General features: G+C 68.0%; 16 protein-coding genes. 6 read left to right on the top strand and 10 right to left on the bottom strand.

Features of this window, described 5'->3' with window-relative positions; translation table 11 throughout:
- Positions 1-27: 27 nt before the first annotated feature.
- The 9 genes from AB0G47_RS12925 to AB0G47_RS12965 all read right to left on the bottom strand — a co-directional run bounded on the left by AB0G47_RS12925 (position 28) and on the right by AB0G47_RS12965 (position 11,619).
- Entirely contained in the window at positions 28-1,176 is a 1,149-nt protein-coding gene (locus tag AB0G47_RS12925) for a dipeptide ABC transporter ATP-binding protein (protein WP_360767853.1), read from the bottom strand.
- The gene (locus AB0G47_RS12930) at positions 1,169-2,230 is read right to left on the bottom strand and encodes an ABC transporter ATP-binding protein (protein WP_360767856.1); all 1,062 of its coding nucleotides are present in this window, start codon (positions 2,228-2,230) and stop codon (positions 1,169-1,171) included. The genes AB0G47_RS12925 and AB0G47_RS12930 overlap by 8 nt, the downstream gene beginning before the upstream one ends.
- Positions 2,231-2,241: 11 nt before the next feature.
- The gene (locus AB0G47_RS12935) at positions 2,242-3,204 is read right to left on the bottom strand and encodes an ABC transporter permease (RefSeq protein ID WP_360767859.1); all 963 of its coding nucleotides are present in this window, start codon (positions 3,202-3,204) and stop codon (positions 2,242-2,244) included.
- Positions 3,197-4,126 carry an ABC transporter permease gene (locus AB0G47_RS12940; RefSeq protein WP_360767861.1) on the bottom strand — a complete coding sequence of 310 codons (930 nt, stop codon included), beginning with the start codon at positions 4,124-4,126 and terminating at the stop codon, positions 3,197-3,199. The genes AB0G47_RS12935 and AB0G47_RS12940 overlap by 8 nt, the downstream gene beginning before the upstream one ends.
- 81 nt (positions 4,127-4,207) lie before the next feature.
- Entirely contained in the window at positions 4,208-5,836 is a 1,629-nt protein-coding gene (locus AB0G47_RS12945; protein WP_360767864.1) for an ABC transporter substrate-binding protein, read from the bottom strand.
- A 603-nt stretch (positions 5,837-6,439) separates the two neighbouring features.
- Positions 6,440-8,314, bottom strand: coding sequence for a translational GTPase TypA (gene typA / locus AB0G47_RS12950; RefSeq protein WP_360767867.1), 1,875 nt, complete (start codon positions 8,312-8,314; stop codon positions 6,440-6,442).
- A gap of 167 nt (positions 8,315-8,481) precedes the next feature.
- Complete coding sequence (locus AB0G47_RS12955; protein ID WP_360767870.1) at positions 8,482-8,787, bottom strand: helix-turn-helix transcriptional regulator; 306 nt, start codon at positions 8,785-8,787, stop codon at positions 8,482-8,484.
- Complete coding sequence (locus AB0G47_RS12960) at positions 8,784-9,134, bottom strand: type II toxin-antitoxin system RelE/ParE family toxin (RefSeq protein WP_360767873.1); 351 nt, start codon at positions 9,132-9,134, stop codon at positions 8,784-8,786. The genes AB0G47_RS12955 and AB0G47_RS12960 overlap by 4 nt, the downstream gene beginning before the upstream one ends.
- 169 nt (positions 9,135-9,303) lie before the next feature.
- Positions 9,304-11,619 (bottom strand): ABC transporter family substrate-binding protein, encoded by a 2,316-nt coding sequence (locus AB0G47_RS12965; protein ID WP_360767874.1) that lies wholly within the window; start codon positions 11,617-11,619, stop codon positions 9,304-9,306.
- 338 nt (positions 11,620-11,957) lie between these two features.
- Between AB0G47_RS12965 and AB0G47_RS12970 the strand changes: the two genes are divergently transcribed.
- From AB0G47_RS12970 to AB0G47_RS12995, 6 genes are all read left to right on the top strand, one after another.
- A complete protein-coding gene (locus tag AB0G47_RS12970) occupies positions 11,958-12,263 on the top strand; it encodes a hypothetical protein (protein WP_360767877.1) in 306 nt (101 codons plus the stop codon).
- A 64-nt stretch (positions 12,264-12,327) separates the two neighbouring features.
- The gene (locus AB0G47_RS12975; protein WP_360767880.1) at positions 12,328-13,161 is read left to right on the top strand and encodes a hypothetical protein; all 834 of its coding nucleotides are present in this window, start codon (positions 12,328-12,330) and stop codon (positions 13,159-13,161) included.
- On the top strand, positions 13,161-15,113 hold the full coding sequence (locus AB0G47_RS12980) for a fumarate reductase/succinate dehydrogenase flavoprotein subunit (protein ID WP_360767883.1): 1,953 nt from the start codon (positions 13,161-13,163) through the stop codon (positions 15,111-15,113). Before AB0G47_RS12975 ends, AB0G47_RS12980 begins: the two co-directional genes overlap by 1 nt.
- Positions 15,110-15,880 (top strand): succinate dehydrogenase/fumarate reductase iron-sulfur subunit, encoded by a 771-nt coding sequence (locus tag AB0G47_RS12985; protein WP_360767886.1) that lies wholly within the window; start codon positions 15,110-15,112, stop codon positions 15,878-15,880. The genes AB0G47_RS12980 and AB0G47_RS12985 overlap by 4 nt, the downstream gene beginning before the upstream one ends.
- Before the next feature lie 117 nt (positions 15,881-15,997).
- The gene (locus tag AB0G47_RS12990) at positions 15,998-17,266 is read left to right on the top strand and encodes a hydrolase (RefSeq protein ID WP_360767889.1); all 1,269 of its coding nucleotides are present in this window, start codon (positions 15,998-16,000) and stop codon (positions 17,264-17,266) included.
- A 37-nt stretch (positions 17,267-17,303) separates the two neighbouring features.
- Complete coding sequence (locus AB0G47_RS12995; RefSeq protein ID WP_360767892.1) at positions 17,304-17,981, top strand: phosphotransferase; 678 nt, start codon at positions 17,304-17,306, stop codon at positions 17,979-17,981.
- Here AB0G47_RS12995 and AB0G47_RS13000 read toward each other — a convergent pair.
- Positions 17,978-18,745, bottom strand: coding sequence for an SMI1/KNR4 family protein (locus tag AB0G47_RS13000; protein ID WP_360767895.1), 768 nt, complete (start codon positions 18,743-18,745; stop codon positions 17,978-17,980). The genes AB0G47_RS12995 and AB0G47_RS13000 overlap by 4 nt on opposite strands.
- Positions 18,746-18,760: the final 15 nt, after the last annotated feature.

Consider the following 18,760-nt stretch of genomic DNA (forward strand, 5'->3'; position numbering starts at 1 on the left):
GTACACATCAGGTACGTCCGTGGAGATTCACGCCGCGTGCACGACGTCCTTCTCCTCCGCGAAGTGGCACGCCGACTCGTGTGCCGCCGGAGTGTCCTGGCCCGCGAACCGCTGCGGGATCGCGAGCAGCGGGATCTCCTCCGCGCACTTCGCCTCCGCCTTCCAGCAGCGGGTGCGGAAGCGGCAGCCGGAGGGGGGATTGGCCGGGGACGGGACGTCTCCGGTCAGGATGATGCGCTCGCGGCCCTCGCGCGCCTCCGGGTCCGGCACCGGCACCGCGGAGAGCAGCGCCTGCGTGTACGGATGCGTCGGGTGCTCGTAGATCTGCTCGTCCGAGCCGATCTCCGCCATCTTGCCGAGGTACATCACGCCCACGCGGTCCGAGATGTGCCGGACGATCGACAGGTCGTGCGCGATGAAGAGGTAGGAGAGGTTGAACTCGTCCTGCAGCTTCCCCATCAGGTTGATGACCTGGGCCTGGACGGATACGTCCAGGGCCGAGACCGGCTCGTCGCAGATGATGATCTCGGGGTTGAGCGCCAGACCGCGCGCGATGCCGATGCGCTGGCGCTGGCCGCCCGAGAACTGGTGCGGGTAGCGGTTGATGTACTCCGGGTTCAGGCCCACCACGTCCAGGAGGTCCTGGACCTTCTGGCGGCGCGAACCCTTCGGGGCCACCTCGGGGTGGATCTCGAAGGGCTCCCCGATGATGTCGCCCACCGTCATACGGGGGTTGAGCGACGTGTACGGGTCCTGGAACACCATCTGGATGTTGCGGCGCACCGCCTTCAGGGCGCGCCCCGAAAGCTTGGTGATGTCCTGGCCCTTGTAGAAGACCTCGCCGGCCGTGGCGCGTTCGAGCGTCATCAGGAGCTTGGCGACCGTGGACTTGCCGCAGCCCGACTCGCCCACGATGCCCAGCGTCTCGCCCTGGAAGAGGTCGAAGGAGATGCCGTCGACGGCCTTGACCGCACCGATCTGCTTCTTGATCAGGATTCCCTGCGTGAGCGGGAAGTGCTTGACCAGGTTGCGGACCTGGAGGATCGGCTCGCCGCGCTCGACCGGCGCCTCGATCGCCGCCACGGCCTCTTCGGCGGTGGACGCGTCGACCGTTTCCACCTCGGAGACGTTCGGGGTCGTGTCCTGAGGCTCGTCAGTCTTCTTGAGCTCAGCCATGGATCGTCTCCTTCCAGAAGTGGCACGCGCTGCCGCGGCCCGGCAGCTCCGCGCCGTCCCGCTCGCTCACCGGCACCAGGGCCGGGATGTCCGTACGGCAGATGTCCTGCGCCTTGGGGCAACGCGGGTTGAAGGCACAACCGGACGGGACGTGCAGCAGGTTGGGCGGCAGGCCCTTGATCGCGTAAAGCTCCTGGCCCTTCTGGTCGAGCCGCGGGATCGACTCGAGCAGACCGCGCGTGTACGGGTGCGCGGGGCGCTTGTAGAGCTCGTGGACCGGGGCCGTCTCGACGATCCGGCCCGCGTACATGACCGCGATCTTGTCGGCCACGTCCGCCACCACACCGAGGTCGTGGGTGATGAGGATGAGCCCCATGTTGTACTCGCGCTGCAGTTCCGCGAGCAGATCCATGACCTGCGCCTGGACCGTCACGTCGAGCGCCGTGGTGGGCTCGTCCGCGATGATCAGGTCCGGCTCGAGGGCGAGCGCCATCGCGATCATGATGCGCTGGCGCATACCGCCGGAGAACTGGTGCGGGTAGTCGTTCACCCGCTCCTTGGCGGCCGGGATCTTGACCTTCTCCATCAGTTCGATGGCCTTGGCCTTGGCCTGCTTGCGGCTCATGCCGTCGTGCACCCGGAACATCTCGCCGAGCTGATAGCCCACCGAGAGAACGGGGTTGAGCGAGGACAGCGCGTCCTGGAAGATCATCGCGATCTTGCGTCCGCGGGTCTTCCTGCGCTCCTCGTTGGACATCTTCAGCATGTCCTGGCCGCGGAAGAGGATCTCGCCCTGCGGGATCTTGCCGGGCGGCATGTCGAGGATGCCCATGATCGCCTGGGCGGTGACCGACTTGCCGGAGCCCGACTCACCGAGCACGGCGAGCGTCTCGCCCGCGTCCACGCTGTAGTTGACGCCGTTGACTGCCTTGACCACACCCTCGCGGGTGTGGAACTCGACGTGCAGGTCCTTGACGTCCAGCAGCCTGCCGCTCTTTTCCTCGCCCGAGCGGGGGGCGGGAACCGAGTCTTCCTTGATGTCGATGCTGGTCATTTACGCCTCCCTCAGCGCAGCTTCGGGTCGAGGGCTTCGCGTACGGCGTCACCCATCATGATGAACGCCAGCACCGTGATACTCAGCATTCCTGCCGGGAAGAACAGCGTGTGCGGGTTGTTCCGGATGTCCTGCGTCGCGTCGGAGATGTCGCCGCCCCACGAGATGGCGCCGTCACCGAGACCGAGGCCCAGGTACGACAGCGTCGACTCGGCCACGATGTACGTACCGAGCGAGATGGTCGCCACGACGATCACCGGAGCCAGCGCGTTCGGCAGGATGTGGCGGAACAGGATCCGCTTCGTCCCGGCACCGAGCGCGCGGGCCGCCACCACGTAGTCGGCGTGCTTGGTGGTGATCACCGCGCCACGCATCACGCGGGCGATCTGCGTCCAGCCGAGGAAGGCAAGCGCGCCCATGACGACCCAGACGGTGCGGTCGGTGAAGGCGTTCAGGACGACCATGGCGCCGAGCAGGAACGGGATGCCGAAGAACACGTCGGTGAGCCGGGAGATGAGGCTGTCCCAGAACCCGCCGAAGTAGCCCGCGAGCATGCCGCACAGGCCGCCGAAGAGGGTGACAAGGACGGTCACGCCGACGCCGACGAGGATCGAGTTGCGCGCTCCGAAGACGACTCGGGCGTAGATGCTGCGCCCCACCCTGTCGTAGCCGAACCAGCCCTCCTGGAAGAACTTGCTGAGCTCGGGCTTGCCCAGGAAGTGGTTCACCTGGTCGCCGGACTCCGGGTCCGCGCCGGTGAAGAGCCCGGGGAAGAGCGCGATGACGATCAGAATCGCGATCAGGATCGCGGAGATCACGAAGAGCGGATTGCGGCGCAGCTCGCGCCACGCGTCGTTCCACAGGCTTCGCGGCTTGCCCGGTGCGGGACCGGCCGCGACCGCGTCCGTCACGTCGGGCGTCACGGCGGTCTTCTCGTCCGTGGCCGTGGCCGTGGTCTTGGTGAGGTCAGGCATAACGGATCCTCGGGTCCAGGACCGCGTAAAGCAGGTCGACGATCAGGCTGGCTGCGAGGTACACGAGCACCAGGACGGTGACGACACCGACGATGACCGCGCCCTCACGGCGGGCGAGAGCCTGGAAGAGGAGGTTGCCGACGCCCGTCACGTTGAAGATGCCCTCGGTGATGACCGCGCCGCCCATCAGGGTGCCGACGTCGGTGCCGAGGTAAGTCACCACGGGGATCAGCGAGTTGCGCAGCAGATGCCGGGTGATGATGCGCTGCCGGGGCAGGCCCTTGGCCACCGCGGTGCGCATGTAGTCCGCTTGCCGGTTCTCGGCGATCGAGGTGCGGGTCAGTCTCGCCACATAGGCGAGGCCCACCATGCCGAGCACGATCGCCGGCACCAGCAGCTGGCCCATGTTCTCCGAGTCCTGAACCGTGGGCGTGATCCAGCCCAGTTCATTGCCGAAGAACAGCTGGCACAGCAGACCGACCACGAAGATCGGTACGGAGATCACCAGGAGCGTGAAGAGCGTGACCGTGTTGTCGACGAACCGGCCGCGCTTGATGCCGGCAAGGACGCCCAGGGTGATGCCGACGATGAGCTCGAACGTCCAGGCCATGGAGGCCAGTCGCATCGAGACCGGGAATGCCTGGGTGATCTCGTCGAGGACCGGCCGGTTACCGGCGATGGTCTTGCCGAAGTCTCCCTGCAGCAGGCCGCCCATGTAGTGCAGATACTGCTGCCAGAGCGGCAGATCCAGACCGCGGTCGTGGCGAATCTGCGCCACCTGTGCCGGGTCCGGCGGCTTGTCGCCCCACAGCGCCCTTACGGGGTCGCCGGGGAGCACGTTGACCATGATGAAGATCAACAGGGTTGTCCCGATGAAGACCGGGATCATCTGGAGCAGTCGCCGCGCGACATAACGCCCCATTGGTGCCTCCGTCCAATCCGGAGCCGCCCGAAGCGACGCCCGGGATCGCCGGGCGTCGCTTCGGGAACGGGCCTCCGACGCCTACTTCTTGAAGACCTCGATGTCGGTGAGGATCGGGTCACCGGCCTGGTCAAACTGCACGTGCTTGACGTTCTGCGAGTAGGCGGAGAGCGTCTTGTTGTACCAGAGCGGGATGCCCGGGAAGGTGTTGACGAGCTGCTTCTCAGCCTCGTTGTACAGCTCCGCGGACTCGTCGATCGTCTTGGCCGCGTCGGCCTTCTTGGTCAGCTCGTCGAACTTCTTGTCCGAGAAGCCGCCCTTGTTGCCGTCGACGCCCGTGCCGTAGAGGTCGGCAAGGAAGTTGCCGTTGAACGGGTAGTCGAGCACCCAGCCCGACCGGTACATCGCCTTGACCTGCTTCTTGTCCCGAATCTCGGTGTCGGCCTGGAAGTCGGTCGTCGGGTCGCCGGTGCACTTCACGCCGGTCGACTTGGTGATGCTGTTGCACACCGCCGTGACCCAGCCCTTGTGCGGCTGGTCGGCGTTGTACTGGATGGTGATCTTGTTGCCCGGGATGCCGCCGCCGTCCTTGACGAACTGCTTGGCCTTCTTCGGGTTGAACTTGCAGAACTCACCACAGGCGCCGGCCTTGTAGCCCTTGACGCCCTTGGCGACCCAGCCGGAGGCGGACTCACGCGTACCGGCGAAGGTGGTCTTCGCGATGGTGTCGCGGTCGATGGCCATCGACAGACCCTGGATGACCTTCACGTCGACGTCCTTGAACGCCTTGCTGTAGAAGGCCGGGTTGACCGTGTTGATCGCCGAGAAGTCCTGCTCGATGGCGCGGTCGCCGAAGTCCTGCTTGAAGTTGGCGAGCTCGCTGTCCGGGATCAGCGGCATCGTGTCGACGTTGTCCGAGCGCAGGTCGTTGTACGCGGCCTGCGGCGTCGTGTACGCCTTGAAGTCGATGCCGCCGTTCTTCGGCTTCTTCTCACCCTTGTAGCCGGACCAGGCGGTGACCTTGATCGACTTCTTGTGGTCCCAGCTCTTGAGCTTGTAGGGACCGTTGCCGACCGGCTTCTCGCCGTACGTCTTCGGGTCCTTCAGGGCGGCCGAGGGCATGGGGTAGAACGGCGCGTAGACGAGCTTGTACGCGTAGTACGGGATGCCCGAGTTCAGCGTGATGGTGAAGGTGTTGTCGTCGACGACCTTCAGACCGGACATGGTCTTGCCGGTGCCCTTCCCCTTCTCGGGGTGGACCTTGTCGTAACCGACGATGTCGCGGTACCAGCCGCTGTTCTGCTGGCCGTTGGCGGGGTTCGCCGCGAAGTTCCAGGCGTCCACGTACGACTTGGCCGTGACGGCCTCGCCGTTGTGGAACTTCCAGCCCGGCTTCAGCTTGACGGTCCACACCTTGTTGTCCTTGTCGGGGGTGACCGACTCGGCGTTCTCGTAGGTGATGTTTCCCTGCTTGTCGTAGTTGACAAGCCCCGTGAAGAGGGAGTTGATGACGACGCTGCCGTACGCCTCCATGGTGTTGGCAGGCTGCAGAGCATTCTGCGGCTCACCATTGGCGTAGCTGACGATCCCCTTGGGGTCGACCTTGCGGTTGCTGTTGTCGCTGCTGTCGCTGCCGCCGCCACAAGCGGTGGCCGTCAGCGCCACAACACCGGCTATCGCGACCCACTTGGCGCTCTTGGCACCACGCATGGGGTTCCTCCTCATGAGTCCACTTGTTCACTACAAGAGGGGGTACAAGAAACCGCGCCGACACCCCTGACGGCGCGAAGATCGACGTACCCCAGTGTGCTCGTGAGTCGGCGCTCCCCACAGCGCGTGACCCATTGACCCGAGCTATACGCGGTCAACTATTAGCCATGAGGTACCGGTCGACCACAGTCTTTTGGTCTCGGTTCAATCACACCTGGTGCGTACAACTTCCAAAATCCGGACAAACCGATCCGAGATAGATGGTTGCGAAACGGACGTGTTACACATCTAACGGTCAACTGTGTCCGCATTCCGGACGGGGCGTCCAGGAAAACCGGTTGCGGCGGGGCGAGTTGAAGACGCCCGGCGGGGCCCTTCGGACGCGGTCCGGTGGACACGCGTAGACCCTGGGAGGTGTGCGCCAGCGTAGCGGCCTGACGGACCGCGCAGGGGGCAACCACCGCAGATACGCGAGAGGCCGGCTCCCGGCCCTCCTTCCGGAGGGGCGGAAACCGGCCTCAGTTGCCGAATTCGCAGAGCGTCAGCGGCGGTTGCGCATGAGCCTGGCGCGGCTCAAAACTTTAGCCAGGCTTTGTCACGGCCTCAGCCGTGCTTGGCGCGCGAAGCGGTGCGCCCGCGCTGCTTCTGGTCCAGGACGACCTTGCGGATGCGCACGGTCTCCGGGGTCACCTCGATGCACTCGTCGTCGCGGCAGAACTCCAGGGACTGCTCGAGCGAGAGCTTGCGGGCGGGCACGACGTTCTCGGTCGTGTCCGCGGAAGCCGCACGCATGTTGGTGAGCTTCTTCTCCTTGGTGATGTTCACGTCCATGTCGTCGGCGCGCGAGTTCTCGCCGACGATCATGCCCTCGTACACCTCGGTGCCGGCCTCGGTGAAGATGACACCGCGCTCCTGGAGGTTGACCATCGCGAACGGCGTGACCGAACCCGAACGGTCCGCGACCAGCGAGCCGTTGTGACGGGTGCGCAGCTCGCCGAACCACGGCTCGTGGCCCTCGAAGATGGAGTGCGCGATGCCGGTGCCGCGGGTCTGGGTCAGGAACTCCGTACGGAAGCCGATGAGGCCACGCGACGGGACGATCCACTCCATGCGGATCCAGCCGGAGCCGTGGTTGGTCATCGTCTCCATACGGCCCTTGCGGGTCGCCATCAGCTGCGTGATGGCGCCGAGGTGCTCCTCGGGCGAGTCGATCGTCATGCGCTCGATCGGCTCGTACGTCTTGCCGTCGACCTGCTTGGTGACGACCTCGGGCTTGCCGACGGTGAGCTCGAAGCCCTCGCGGCGCATCTGCTCGACCAGGATGGCGAGCGCGAGCTCACCACGGCCCTGGACCTCCCAGGCGTCCGGGCGCTCGGTGTCCAGGACACGGAGCGAGACGTTACCGATGAGCTCCTTGTCCAGACGGTCCTTCACCTGACGGGCGGTGACCTTGTGGCCCTTGCCGCCCTTGCCGACGAGCGGCGAGGTGTTCGTACCGATGGTCATGGAGATCGCGGGCTCGTCGACCGTGATCAGCGGGAGCGCGATCGGGTTCTCGGGGTCGGCGAGGGTCTCACCGATCATGATCTCCGGGATACCGGCGATGGCGCAGATGTCACCGGGGCCCGCCTTCTCGGCCGGCTTGCGGGTCAGCGCCTCCGTCATCATCAGCTCGGTGATGCGGACGTTGGACATCGTGCCGTCACGCTTGATCCACGTGACGGTCTGGCCCTTCTTCAGCTCGCCCTGCTCGACACGGCACAGCGCGATACGGCCGAGGAAGTTGTCGGCGTCGAGGTTGGTGACGTGGGCCTGCAGGGGGGCGTCCTCGTCGTACTCCGGAGCGGGGACGTGCTCCAGGATCGTCGAGAAGAACGGCTCCAGGTTCTCGCTGTCGGCCGGGACGGTGCCGTCCTCCGGCTTGGTCAGCGAGGCGACGCCGTCACGGGCGCAGGCGTAGACGATCGGGAACTCGATCTGGTCCTCGTCGGCGTCCAGGTCGAGGAACAGGTCGTACGTCTCGTCGACGACCTCGGCGATGCGCGAGTCCGGGCGGTCCGTCTTGTTGATGCAGAGGATCACCGGCATGCGCGCGGCGAGGGCCTTGCGCAGCACGAAGCGGGTCTGCGGAAGCGGACCCTCGGAGGCGTCGACCAGCAGGACGACCGCGTCCACCATCGACAGGCCGCGCTCGACCTCACCACCGAAGTCGGCGTGGCCGGGGGTGTCGATGATGTTGATGGTGATGACGTCGCCGCCATCCTTGGGGTGGTACTTGACGGCCGTGTTCTTGGCCAGGATCGTGATGCCCTTCTCACGCTCCAGGTCGTTCGAGTCCATCATGCGGTCGTCGAGCGACTCGGCTGCGTGCGCGGCGAAGGAGCCGGCCTGCTTGAGCATGGCGTCGACCAGCGTGGTCTTGCCGTGGTCGACGTGGGCGACGATGGCAACATTACGAATGTCATGGCGCGTGGGCATACGAGCTGCGCTTCTCCCGGGAAGAGTGGACGGCGGCGCGTACGGTCCGGTACGCGTGCCCTGCCGGGCAGAACACGCCACGGCCTCACCCCAGTCTACGTGGCCCACGCGGGGATGGCCTGCGCGGGACCCTTGCAGGGGGCTTGACCAGGGGTTTTACCGCCGGACTAGGCGCTCTCGGCGTGCGGCGACAGCTCCACGCGCAGCTTGAGGTCGAGCGCGCGGGCCAGCCGGTCGAGCACCGGAATCGTCGGCACCGTACCTCCGCCTTCGAACCGCGCCACGGCCGACTGCGTCATGCCCGCCCTGCGCCCGAGCTCGCTCTGCGAGAGCCCCAGGTCCTGCCGCCGCTGACGGACGGCTTCCGCGAGCTCGAAGCGGAGTCGCGCTGCGGCGTACTCCTCCTCGATCTCGGGCGTGAGGGCCCGCGCCGCACGAGCGTCGGCGAGGCTGCTGCGCCTGGTCTGAGTCACGACTCCTCCTCGTCCACGGTGTGTCCTTCTTCCTGACAGCGCTTCATCGCCTGACGCGCCCGCTCGACCTCGGCGAATTCACGCATGCGTGTCTTGGGGAACACCGTGAGCATGATCATGCGGCGGCCCGGGGCGATCCAGTAGGTGACACGGATCCGCTCGCCTCCGCAGTAGAAGCGCAGCTCTCTGAGCTTGCCGTCGAGCTGGCGCGTGTACGGCTCGTCGAGGAGGACTCCGCGCTGTTCGAGAAGGTCGAGGTGCATGAGGGCTTGCGCCCAGCGTTTGTCGTCGAGCCCGGACAGCCACGAAGCAACTTCCGGCTCGAGTTCGACGGTACCCCACGTCATAGCATCAACGCTATGGATCGCGGCGCGCCTGCGGGATGGGGTCGCAGAACTGTCACCCGATCGTGGGGAAGGGCAGGTGTCCCGGGTCAGTGGATGAAAACGACCTTGCCCGCCGGGATGGCCGGCGGGCAAGGGAGTTGAGCGGAATCTGAGCGTAGTTAGGGCAGGCTCACTTCTCCTCGGGCTTGCCCGACGGCTTCGCGCCCGGCTTCAGGAAGCCGATGTCCTCGTAGTGCGGGGACTGGAAGCCGAAGGCTCCGGCGTTCGCCAGGTTCGGGCGGGCCGCCACCAGCTGGGGGCGCTGGTAGAGGGGGATGGAGCCCGCCTCGGCCCAGATGCGGGCGTCGGCCTTCCTGACCAGGGCGCGGTTCTCGTCCTCGTCGAGCTCACCCAGCGCCTGGTCGAAGAGCTGGTCGATGTGGTCCGTGCCGACCCGCGTGTAGTTCTGCTCGACGTTGAGCGAGCCGTCCGCGGCCGGTACCGGCTTGGCGAAGATCGGGCGCGCGTCCGTGGCCGGGAAGGCCGACGCGGGCCAGGAGTAGAGGGCGAGGTCGTACTGGCCGGACGCGATGTGGTCCTTGAAGTAGCTGTCGTCGGCGACCTTCGCCGTCTCCGTACGGACGCCGATCTTCTCCAGCATTCTGGAGATACGTTCCGCCACCGTGCGCAGCGACTCCGAGCCCTCGCCCGAAGGCAGGACGAAGCGGAGCGTGAGCGGCTTGCCGTCCTTGGCCATGAGGCCGCCCGGCGCGGCGGCGGGCGCGGCCGGCGCCGCGGTGCCCTTCGGGGCGTACGCCCCGGGAGCGCCGCCCTTCTTCGCCTTCTTGTCGGTGTGCTGCCTGGCGTGCCCGCCGGGGTCCTTCTTCTTCTCCTTGTCCGCCTCGCGCCGCGACGTGAAGGAATCCGCCTGGCGGGTCAGCGCCGCCTGCTGGTACGCCGCAGCGGGCGCGGGCGCGAGCACCGAGGTGCCGCCGTCGCCCGGCTTCTGGTCGTCCTCGCCGACGATGTACGTTCCGTCGTCGGAGTTACCGGAGTTGCCGGAGTTGCCGGAGTCGCCCGAGCCATCGGACCCGGACTCCGAGCCGGACTTCCCCTTCTCGGCGCCGGCCGTCTTCTCCTTCTTCTCGTACTTCTCCTTCAGCGGACCGCCCGGCACCCACCCCGCATCGGCGAGCAGCGCCCGCGCCTCGGTGGTGTCCTGGTCCCCCAGCGCGCCGCTGTTGTCGGCGTACGCCTGCTGCCCCGCGAGGGCCAGGTGGCTTCCGACCGGCTCGGCGGGCAGGCCGAGCGGGGTCAGGACCGCCTCGGCGATCGCGTCGCGGTCGAGGGCGCGGGCCACCGCGCGCCGCACCCGGTCGTCGGCGAGCGGGCCCCCTGTGCCGTTGAGGGCGAGCTGGGTGTAGGCCGGTTCGAGGGACTTGCGGAGGGTGTAGCCCCGCAGGCCCGACTGTTCGTCGGCGTACTTCTTGATCGCCTTGCCGGTCTTCTCGCGGGCCCGCAGCTCGGTGGCGGCCGCCTCCTCGTCGGAGCCGTTGGCGATCGCCCAGGAGCGCAGCGCCTTCCCCGGGGTGAGCTGCGTCTCGGGGCCGTGCGGGAGCGGGCCCTGGACGCCCTTGTCGCGGGCGGCGTTCAGGATGCGCCCCGCCTCCGGAGCGTCGATCTCGGCGAGGTCGAGCTGCCCGGCGGCGAGCGCTGCGGCCCGCTCGCCGCGCGGCACCTCGCGCAGGACCACCTTGGAGAGCTTGGCGGGCCTGCCCCACCAGCGCGGATTGCGGGTCAGCGTGACCTCGCCCGCCTCGCGGTCGAGGCCCTGGACGGCGAACGGCCCCGCGCTCACCTTGAGCGTGCGCCGCGCCCCGTCGTTGAAGGTGTCAGGGGTGCCCATGACCTCCTTCGGATACAGCGGCGAGAAGAGCGAACGCCAGTCCGCGTAGGGCTTGTTGAAGGTGACGCGCACCTCCAGGTTGTTCGCGCCGCGCTCGATCTTCTCGATGCGGTCGTAGCCGGCGTTGCGAGCCGTCCAGTACGCGCTGTCCTTGCCGGAGAGCGCCCGCTGCTGCGCCGCGAAGTCGTCGGCGCCGATCTCCCGGCCGTCGCTCCACACCGCCTGCTGGTGCAGCTTGTAGAGCACGACCTGCTTCGGCTCGCGCTCGACGACCTTCGCGGACTCCAGGAAGTCCTCGTTGCGCTGCGCCCTGCCCTGCTCGTCCAGGCGGTACATCGACGGCAGGACCGCGCCCGCGACCCGTGTGGTGCCCGCATCGGCGTCCGACTGGAAGGAGTTGAGGGTTTCCGGCACCGCGTCGACGGCCCAGTTCATGGTCCCCCCGTCGGCGACGAGATCCCGCGCGGCGGGCGCGATGTCCTGCTCCGCGGTCGGGGCACCCGCCTCGTCCTGGGAGCTGCAGGCGGCGAGGGCGGGCAGCGCCAGCACGCCCGTGGCGAGGAACACGGCAGATCTCAGTCTGACGCTGTCTGGGGACATGACGGATACCTCCGAGGCTCGCCCGGCCGCCCACTACCAGGCCCATGCCGGGTTTGTTCCTATATGTTGGGATATGGAGTTGATCACATCTATCGCTCCACTCAAGGCGACGCGGCACGGCGGGTAGCGGCGACACGGCGCGGCGGCACCCGGACGCCACCCATGCGGCCCAATCCGGACACCCGGTCCGGCGCGTCGGCCCGTATCAGCGCGTGACCCGGCGCATTCGTTGCGTATGCGCCGCGAATCGATGCAGATCTCTTCCCAAGCCGGATGTGACGCGCAACACTCGCAGGCGCATGAGCGTTGCCACCGCACACCTGAAGTGAGGGCAAGTTATGGCTCTGCAGGATGACCTGACGGCCGTACAGCGATGCGTCGACGAGCTGGTCCGCACCGTCGACAAGCTGACGCAGCATGCCGGTGCCGAGATGCAAGGCATCGACGTACGCCGGGTCCGCACCGACACCGACCATCTGCGCGAGAGCTTCGCCCTGCTCCGCGCCACGACGCCGGGCGCGCCCCCCGGACAGCCGCAGGAGCGGCCCGACCTCATCCGCATCCCCGAGAAGCCCTACGACAACTCGCTGTGGACGGACTCGGACGACGAAGGCCTGGGGGCCAAGGACCGCCACGCCCCCTGAGTCCCAAGCCCTCTGAGTTCCCTGCCCACCACCTCCGGAGGACGGACGAAGGAGTCGAGCCTCGTTGGCCACTGGCACAGAACCCCACCTGAAAAGCGAACAGGAGCCCGGCGGCGTACGAGGGAAGACGCGCGCCGCGATCAGCGTTGCCCATCTGCGGACCGACCGCTGGTGGCTCGCGCCCGCCGCGACGGCCGCCGGGCTCTTCGCCTTCGTCGTCTACTCGACCTGGCGGGCCTTCGCGAACGCTGACTACTACGCGGCGCCCTACGTCTCCCCGTTCTACTCCCCGTGCCTCGCCGAGAACTGCGAGCCGATGCGGGGCGGGCCCAACTGGGAGATCTTCGGCAGCTGGTGGGGCCTGTCCCCCGCCCTGCTGATCCTGATCTTCCCGCTCGGCTTCCGGCTGACCTGCTACTACTACCGCAAGGCCTACTACCGCGGCTTCTGGGCGTCACCGCCCGCCTGCGCGGTCGCCGAGCCGCACAAGAAGTACTCCGGAGAGACCCGTTTCCCGCTGATCCTGCAGAACATCCACCGCTACTTCTTCTACGCGGCGGTTCCGGTGGCGGGCATCCTCACGTACGACACCGTGCTCGCGTTCCGCGACGAGCACTACGAGTGGGGCCACATGGGCCTCGGCACCCTCGTGTTCCTGGTCAACATCACGCTGATCTGGGCGTACACACTCTCCTGTCACTCCTGCCGGCACATCGTCGGCGGCAAGCTCAAGCACTTCTCCAAGCATCCCGTGCGGTACCGCATGTGGCAGTGGGTTGGAAAACTGAACGCACACCACATGCTGCTCGCCTGGGCCTCGCTGGTGAGCGTGGCGCTCGCCGACTTCTACGTGTACCTGGTCGCGTCCGGCGCCTTCGACGATCCGAGGTTGTTCTGATGTCTCAAGTGGAGCGGCAGCAGTGGGACGTTGTCGTGGTGGGGGCCGGGGGCGCGGGCCTGCGGGCCGCGATCGAGGCACGTGAGCAGGGCGCCCGTACGGCGGTGATCTGCAAGTCCCTGTTCGGCAAGGCCCATACGGTGATGGCCGAGGGCGGCATCGCCGCCTCCATGGGCAATGTGAACTCCGGAGACAACTGGCAGGTCCACTTCCGCGACACCCTGCGCGGCGGCAAATTCCTCAACCAGTGGCGGATGGCCGAGCTGCACGCGCGTGAAGCACCCGACCGGGTCTGGGAGCTGGAGACCTGGGGCGCCCTGTTCGACCGCACGGCGGACGGGCGGATCTCCCAGCGCAACTTCGGCGGTCACGAGTATCCGCGCCTCGCGCACGTCGGCGACCGTACGGGTCTTGAGCTGATCCGTACGCTCCAGCAGAAAATCGTCTCCCTTCAACAGGAGGACGAGCGCGAATACGGCGACCACGAAGCGCGGTTGAAGGTCTTCCAGGAGTGCACCGTCACCCGTGTCCTGAAGGAGGAGAGCGGCGTCTTCGGCGAGGAGGGCCGGGTCAGCGGCACCTTCTGCTACGACCGCGAGTCCGGCCGCTTCTTCGTGCTCGAAGCCCCGAGCGTGGTCCTGGCGACCGGCGGCATCGGCAAGTCCTTCAAGGTGACGTCGAATTCCTGGGAGTACACGGGCGACGGCCACGCGCTCGCCCTGCTCGCCGGGGCGCCTCTCCTGAACATGGAGTTCGTGCAGTTCCACCCCACGGGGATGGTCTGGCCGCCATCGGTGAAGGGCATCCTCGTCACCGAGTCCGTGCGGGGCGACGGCGGCGTACTGCGCAACTCCGAAGGCAAGCGGTTCATGTTCGACTACGTACCCGACGTCTTCAAGGAGAAGTACGCGCAGTCGGAGGAGGAGGGCGACCGCTGGTACGAGGATCCGGACAACAACCGCCGCCCCCCTGAGCTGCTGCCGCGCGACGAAGTGGCGCGCGCCATCAACTCCGAGGTGAAGGCGGGCCGCGGATCACCGCACGGCGGGGTCTTCCTCGACGTCTCGACGCGCATGCCCGCCGAGGTCATCCGGCGCCGGCTCCCGTCCATGTACCACCAGTTCAAGGAGCTTGCGGACGTCGACATCACGGCCGAGGCGATGGAGGTCGGGCCGACCTGTCACTACGTGATGGGCGGCATCGCGGTCGACTCGGACACGGCGTCGGCGCGGCGCGTGCCGGGTCTGTACGCGGCCGGCGAGGTGGCAGGCGGCATGCACGGCTCCAACCGGCTCGGCGGCAACTCCCTCTCCGACCTGCTGGTCTTCGGGCGCCGCGCGGGACTGCACGCGGCGCGGCACGCGTCCGAACTCTCCGGGGCCAGGCCCCTGGTGGACGAGACGCAGGTGGACACGGCGGCGGCCGAGGCGCTGCGGCCGTTCAGTGCCGAGGGCCCCGAGGACGGGACCACGCCGGAGAATCCGTACACCCTCCACCAGGAGCTCCAGCAGACGATGAACGACCTGGTCGGCATCATCCGCCGGGAGGCCGAGATGGAGCAGGCCCTGGAGAAGCTCGCCGAACTGCGGGTGCGGGCACGCCGGGCGGGCGTCGAGGGCCACCGCCAGTTCAACCCCGGCTGGCACCTCGCGCTCGACCTGCGCAACATGCTCCTGGTCAGCGAGTGCGTGGCGCGGGCCGCCCTGGAGCGCACGGAGAGCCGGGGCGGGCACACCCGCGAGGACCATCCGGCGATGAACCGCGAGTGGCGCCGAGTGAATCTGCTCTGCCAACTGGCCGATCCGACAGGCGGGTTGGCGGCGACGGATCCCGTGCGCGGCCAGATCGACCTGGTGAAGGTCACGACCGAGCCCATCCGTCCCGACTTGCTCGCTCTCTTCGAGAAGGAGGAGCTGGTCAAGTACCTGGCTGAAGAGGAGCTCTACGAGTGAGTTCGTACGACGCGCAATTCAAGGTCTGGCGCGGCGATCTCGGCGGCGGCGGCCTGGAGGACTTCAAGGTCGAGGTCAACGAGGGCGAGGTCGTTCTCGACATCATCCACCGCCTCCAGGCCACCCAGGCACCCGACCTGGCGGTGCGCTGGAACTGCAAGGCGGGCAAGTGCGGTTCGTGCTCGGCCGAGATCAACGGGCGCCCGCGGCTGATGTGCATGACGCGGATGTCGGTGTTCGACCCCGGCGACGTCATCACGGTGACCCCGCTGCGGGCCTTCCCCGTGGTGCGCGACCTGGTGACGGACGTGGGCTTCAACTACACGAAGGCGCGCGAGGTCCCGGCCTTCGTGCCGCCCGCCGATCTCGGCCCCGGCGAGTACCGCATGATGCAGGAGGACGTGGACCGCTCCCAGGAGTTCCGCAAGTGCATCGAGTGCTTCCTGTGCCAGGACACCTGCCATGTGGTGCGCGACCACGAGGAGAACAAGGCGGCTTTCGCGGGGCCGCGCTTCCTGATGCGGGTCGCCGAGCTGGACATGCACCCGCTGGACGCGGCGGCGGAGACCGGCCTCGACCGCAAGGCCACCGCCCAGGACGAGCACGGGCTCGGCTACTGCAACATCACCAAGTGCTGCACGGAGGTCTGCCCCGAGGGCATCAAGATCACGGACAATGCGCTGATTCCCTTGAAGGAACGGGCGGTTGACCGCAAGTACGATCCGCTGGTGTGGCTGGGGAGCAAGATTCGGCGGCAGGGGGAGTAACCTTCCGCCGGCGGTTGGCTGGGGGTGGCCGGGGTGGGCCGCGGGGGTAATCCCCCACGGCGAAGTCTCGGGATTTCCCACATGGTCAGGGGCGCGGGCCGAGATCAGCATGGAGTCATGAACTTTTCGGCGACTGGCGCGACGCAATCGGCTTCAACTCGACGCTCCTCGGCTCTGACTCGACGCTCGATGATGGGGCTCGCGGCGGCCGGCCTGGCGGCGGCTGTGGTGGCCGCCCCGGCCCCCGCGCATGCGACCTCATCAGGCGTCAAGGCGCGGCTTCCCGCACCCACGGGCCCGCACGAGATCGGCACGTTCTCGACGCGCCTCGTCGACCGTTCGCGGCACGACCCATGGGTGCCCTCGCAGCGGCACCGCGAGCTGATGGTCAGCGTCTGGTACCCGGCGGCGCGGACGTCGGACGGCGACCACCGTCTGGCGCCGTACATGGCTCCAGGAGCGGCCGAGCGCTGGGACTCCATGTCACCGCACGGCATCCCCAAAGGCGCAATCGACTTCGCGGCGATGCGTACGCACGCCCGCGAAGGAGCCCCGGTGGACATGAGCGGCGGCCGACGCCCGGTGGTGATCTACGCCTCGGGCGCCAACGACCCACGGACGTGGGGAACTTCGGCCGTCGAGGAGCTGGCGAGCCGCGGCTATGTGGTGCTGACGATCGACCACACCTATGAGGCCCCGGCGGTGCAGTTCCCCGACGGCTCGGTGAAGGACGACGCCCCGCTGCGCAAGGCGCTGAAGGAGGCACAGCAGAACAACACGATGTCGGGGCTGCTGAAGAAGGTCCTCGACATCCGGGTGGCCGACTCCAAGTTCGTCTTGGACCGCATCGACACCTTGCCGCACGGCCTCTCCAAGGCCGTCGACGCGCGGCGTGTGGGCATGTTCGGCCAGTCGGCGGGCGGTATAGCGGCCGCCGAGACGATGTACGAGGACCGTCGCGTAAAGGCGGGCATAGACCTGGACGGCACCTTGGAGTACAACCCCGAACCGAACGGCACGGACCTCATGCCGGTGGCCCGGCACGGCCTGGACCGCCCGTTCCTCCTGATGGGCAGGCAGGGCAGCGACCGCACGACGGAGCCGTCCTGGCGGAAGTTCTGGTCCCACACCACGGCCTGGAAGCGGAACCTGACCCTGCGCGGCTCGATGCACCAGACGTACACGGACCTGGCCTCGCTCCTGCCACAGGCCGGGGTGAGCCAGAAGGTGATCGAGGAGAACATGGGCAAGGTCGCCCCGGCTCGTGCGGTGGCGGCCCAACGGGCCTATGTGGTCTCGTTCTTCGACCGCTGGCTGCGGGGCGACGACGATCATCTGCTGGACGGGCCTTCGGGCAGGTATCCGGAGGTGGAGTTCGCCGGTTGACGCGGTTCGGGCCACTGGTTCGGCTTACGCCCCCCGGATGGGGATAACTGGTCCGTTGATCGGTTCCGGCCGCACCGCCGATGTCTTCGCACTGGACGACGCCTGGGTGCTGCGGCGGTACCGAGGCTGGGGTGACGCCGCGCGCGAGGCCGTCGTCATGGCGTACCTCCATGAGAAGGGGTATCCCGTGCCGCAGGTGCGGGAGGAGGGGGCCACTCGCAGCGATCTGGTGATGCAGCGGCTCTCCGGGCCGACGATGGCGGAGGCGGGGATGCGGGGCTCGATCACGCCGGAGGACGCGGGGCTGTTGCTCGCCCGGCTGCTGCGCGACCTCCACGCGATTCCCGCGCGCGCTTCGGCCGTCGCCGCCGGCCACCGTGTGCTGCACCTCGACCTCCACCCGGAGAACGTGATCCTGGCACCCAGCGGCCCGATGGTGATCGATTGGTCCAACACGGAGGAGGGGCCGCCCGGCCTGGACTGGGCCATGTCGGCACTGATCCTCGCGGAGGTGGCGGTGGGCGCCAGGGTCGAGTCGGGCGTGGGCCGTGCCGCCCTGGCCGGGCTCCTCTCGGACATCCCGGCCGGCCTGCGGCTGACGGCCGACGGCCACCTCGCGGCGGCCCGCGCCAGACGGGCCACCAATCCCACGCTGAGCGCCGCCGAGGTGCGGCGCCTCGACGAGGCGGTGGACGCTGTGGTGGAGCTGAGCTAGTCGGGCTGTTCCGCCAGGGCCTGGCGTTCCGCGTAGGCCAGCCAGTGCAGGTACCACTCCGCGAACGTCACCCGCTCCTTGTCCTTGCCCTTGCCCTTGTCCTTGCCCTTGTGCCGGATCGGAACCACTCCCTCGCCGACCGCCCGCACGTCGTCCCACATCGTGCCGCGCTCGGGGCCGGTGACGGCGAGCAGCGTGTAGTAGGCGCAGCCCTGCTCGCTCACGCAGAGGGTGCCCTCGGTCAGCTCGTCGTGGAGCTCGTCGTAGCGCGCGTCCCAGGCGCGGTAGTCGCGCACGAACCTCGCCTCGCCCTCCGTCGTGTCGGCGTAGGCCGCTCGCTGAGGTTCAGCGGATTCATGCGCGTCCAGTTCCTGGGTGAGCTCAGGGCGGAAGGGCCGCTCGTGGCGCCGGGCCTCCGGCGCGGTGTCCTCGGCAGGGGCACCTTCCGGCACCGTGCCCTCGGGAACGGTGCCCTGTGGCGCGGCCGGCTCGGCCGCGGCTGGTCCCATCGGCCTCACCGGGAACAGCCCGTAGTCCGGTCCCGCCCCGCCCGCGCCGACCTCGAGGAGAAAACTCCGGTACTCCGGCGGGAAGCCGAAGCCGAGCCGCCGCTCCACCGCCCGCACCTGCTCCTCGGTCAGGACCGGGCTCAGCTCGAACCCATGGCCGTGTCTCCCGGCGTCCGCGCCGAACACCAACCGCCAGTTCGGCGCCTCGCGGAGGGCAAGCACGCGTTCCCGTACCCCGGTCCAGATCCCGCCCACCCTCGCTCCTTCCCC

The organism is Streptomyces sp. NPDC021622 (assembly GCF_040640795.1).
Classification (GTDB): domain Bacteria; phylum Actinomycetota; class Actinomycetes; order Streptomycetales; family Streptomycetaceae; genus Streptomyces.

What these genes read in the sequence shown, in the direction of transcription:
- AB0G47_RS12925 (WP_360767853.1), bottom strand. Translation starts at nt 1,176, where the DNA reads ATGGCTGAGCTCAAGAAGACTGACGAGCCTCAGGACACGACCCCGAAC.
- AB0G47_RS12930 (WP_360767856.1), bottom strand. Translation starts at nt 2,230, where the DNA reads ATGACCAGCATCGACATCAAGGAAGACTCGGTTCCCGCCCCCCGCTCG.
- AB0G47_RS12935 (WP_360767859.1), bottom strand. Translation starts at nt 3,204, where the DNA reads ATGCCTGACCTCACCAAGACCACGGCCACGGCCACGGACGAGAAGACC.
- AB0G47_RS12940 (WP_360767861.1), bottom strand. Translation starts at nt 4,126, where the DNA reads ATGGGGCGTTATGTCGCGCGGCGACTGCTCCAGATGATCCCGGTCTTC.
- AB0G47_RS12945 (WP_360767864.1), bottom strand. Translation starts at nt 5,836, where the DNA reads ATGCGTGGTGCCAAGAGCGCCAAGTGGGTCGCGATAGCCGGTGTTGTG.
- typA (WP_360767867.1), bottom strand. Translation starts at nt 8,314, where the DNA reads ATGCCCACGCGCCATGACATTCGTAATGTTGCCATCGTCGCCCACGTC.
- AB0G47_RS12960 (WP_360767873.1), bottom strand. Translation starts at nt 9,134, where the DNA reads ATGACGTGGGGTACCGTCGAACTCGAGCCGGAAGTTGCTTCGTGGCTG.
- AB0G47_RS12965 (WP_360767874.1), bottom strand. Translation starts at nt 11,619, where the DNA reads ATGTCCCCAGACAGCGTCAGACTGAGATCTGCCGTGTTCCTCGCCACG.
- AB0G47_RS12970 (WP_360767877.1), top strand. Translation starts at nt 11,958, where the DNA reads ATGGCTCTGCAGGATGACCTGACGGCCGTACAGCGATGCGTCGACGAG.
- AB0G47_RS12980 (WP_360767883.1), top strand. Translation starts at nt 13,161, where the DNA reads ATGTCTCAAGTGGAGCGGCAGCAGTGGGACGTTGTCGTGGTGGGGGCC.
- AB0G47_RS12990 (WP_360767889.1), top strand. Translation starts at nt 15,998, where the DNA reads ATGAACTTTTCGGCGACTGGCGCGACGCAATCGGCTTCAACTCGACGC.
- AB0G47_RS12995 (WP_360767892.1), top strand. Translation starts at nt 17,304, where the DNA reads ATGGGGATAACTGGTCCGTTGATCGGTTCCGGCCGCACCGCCGATGTC.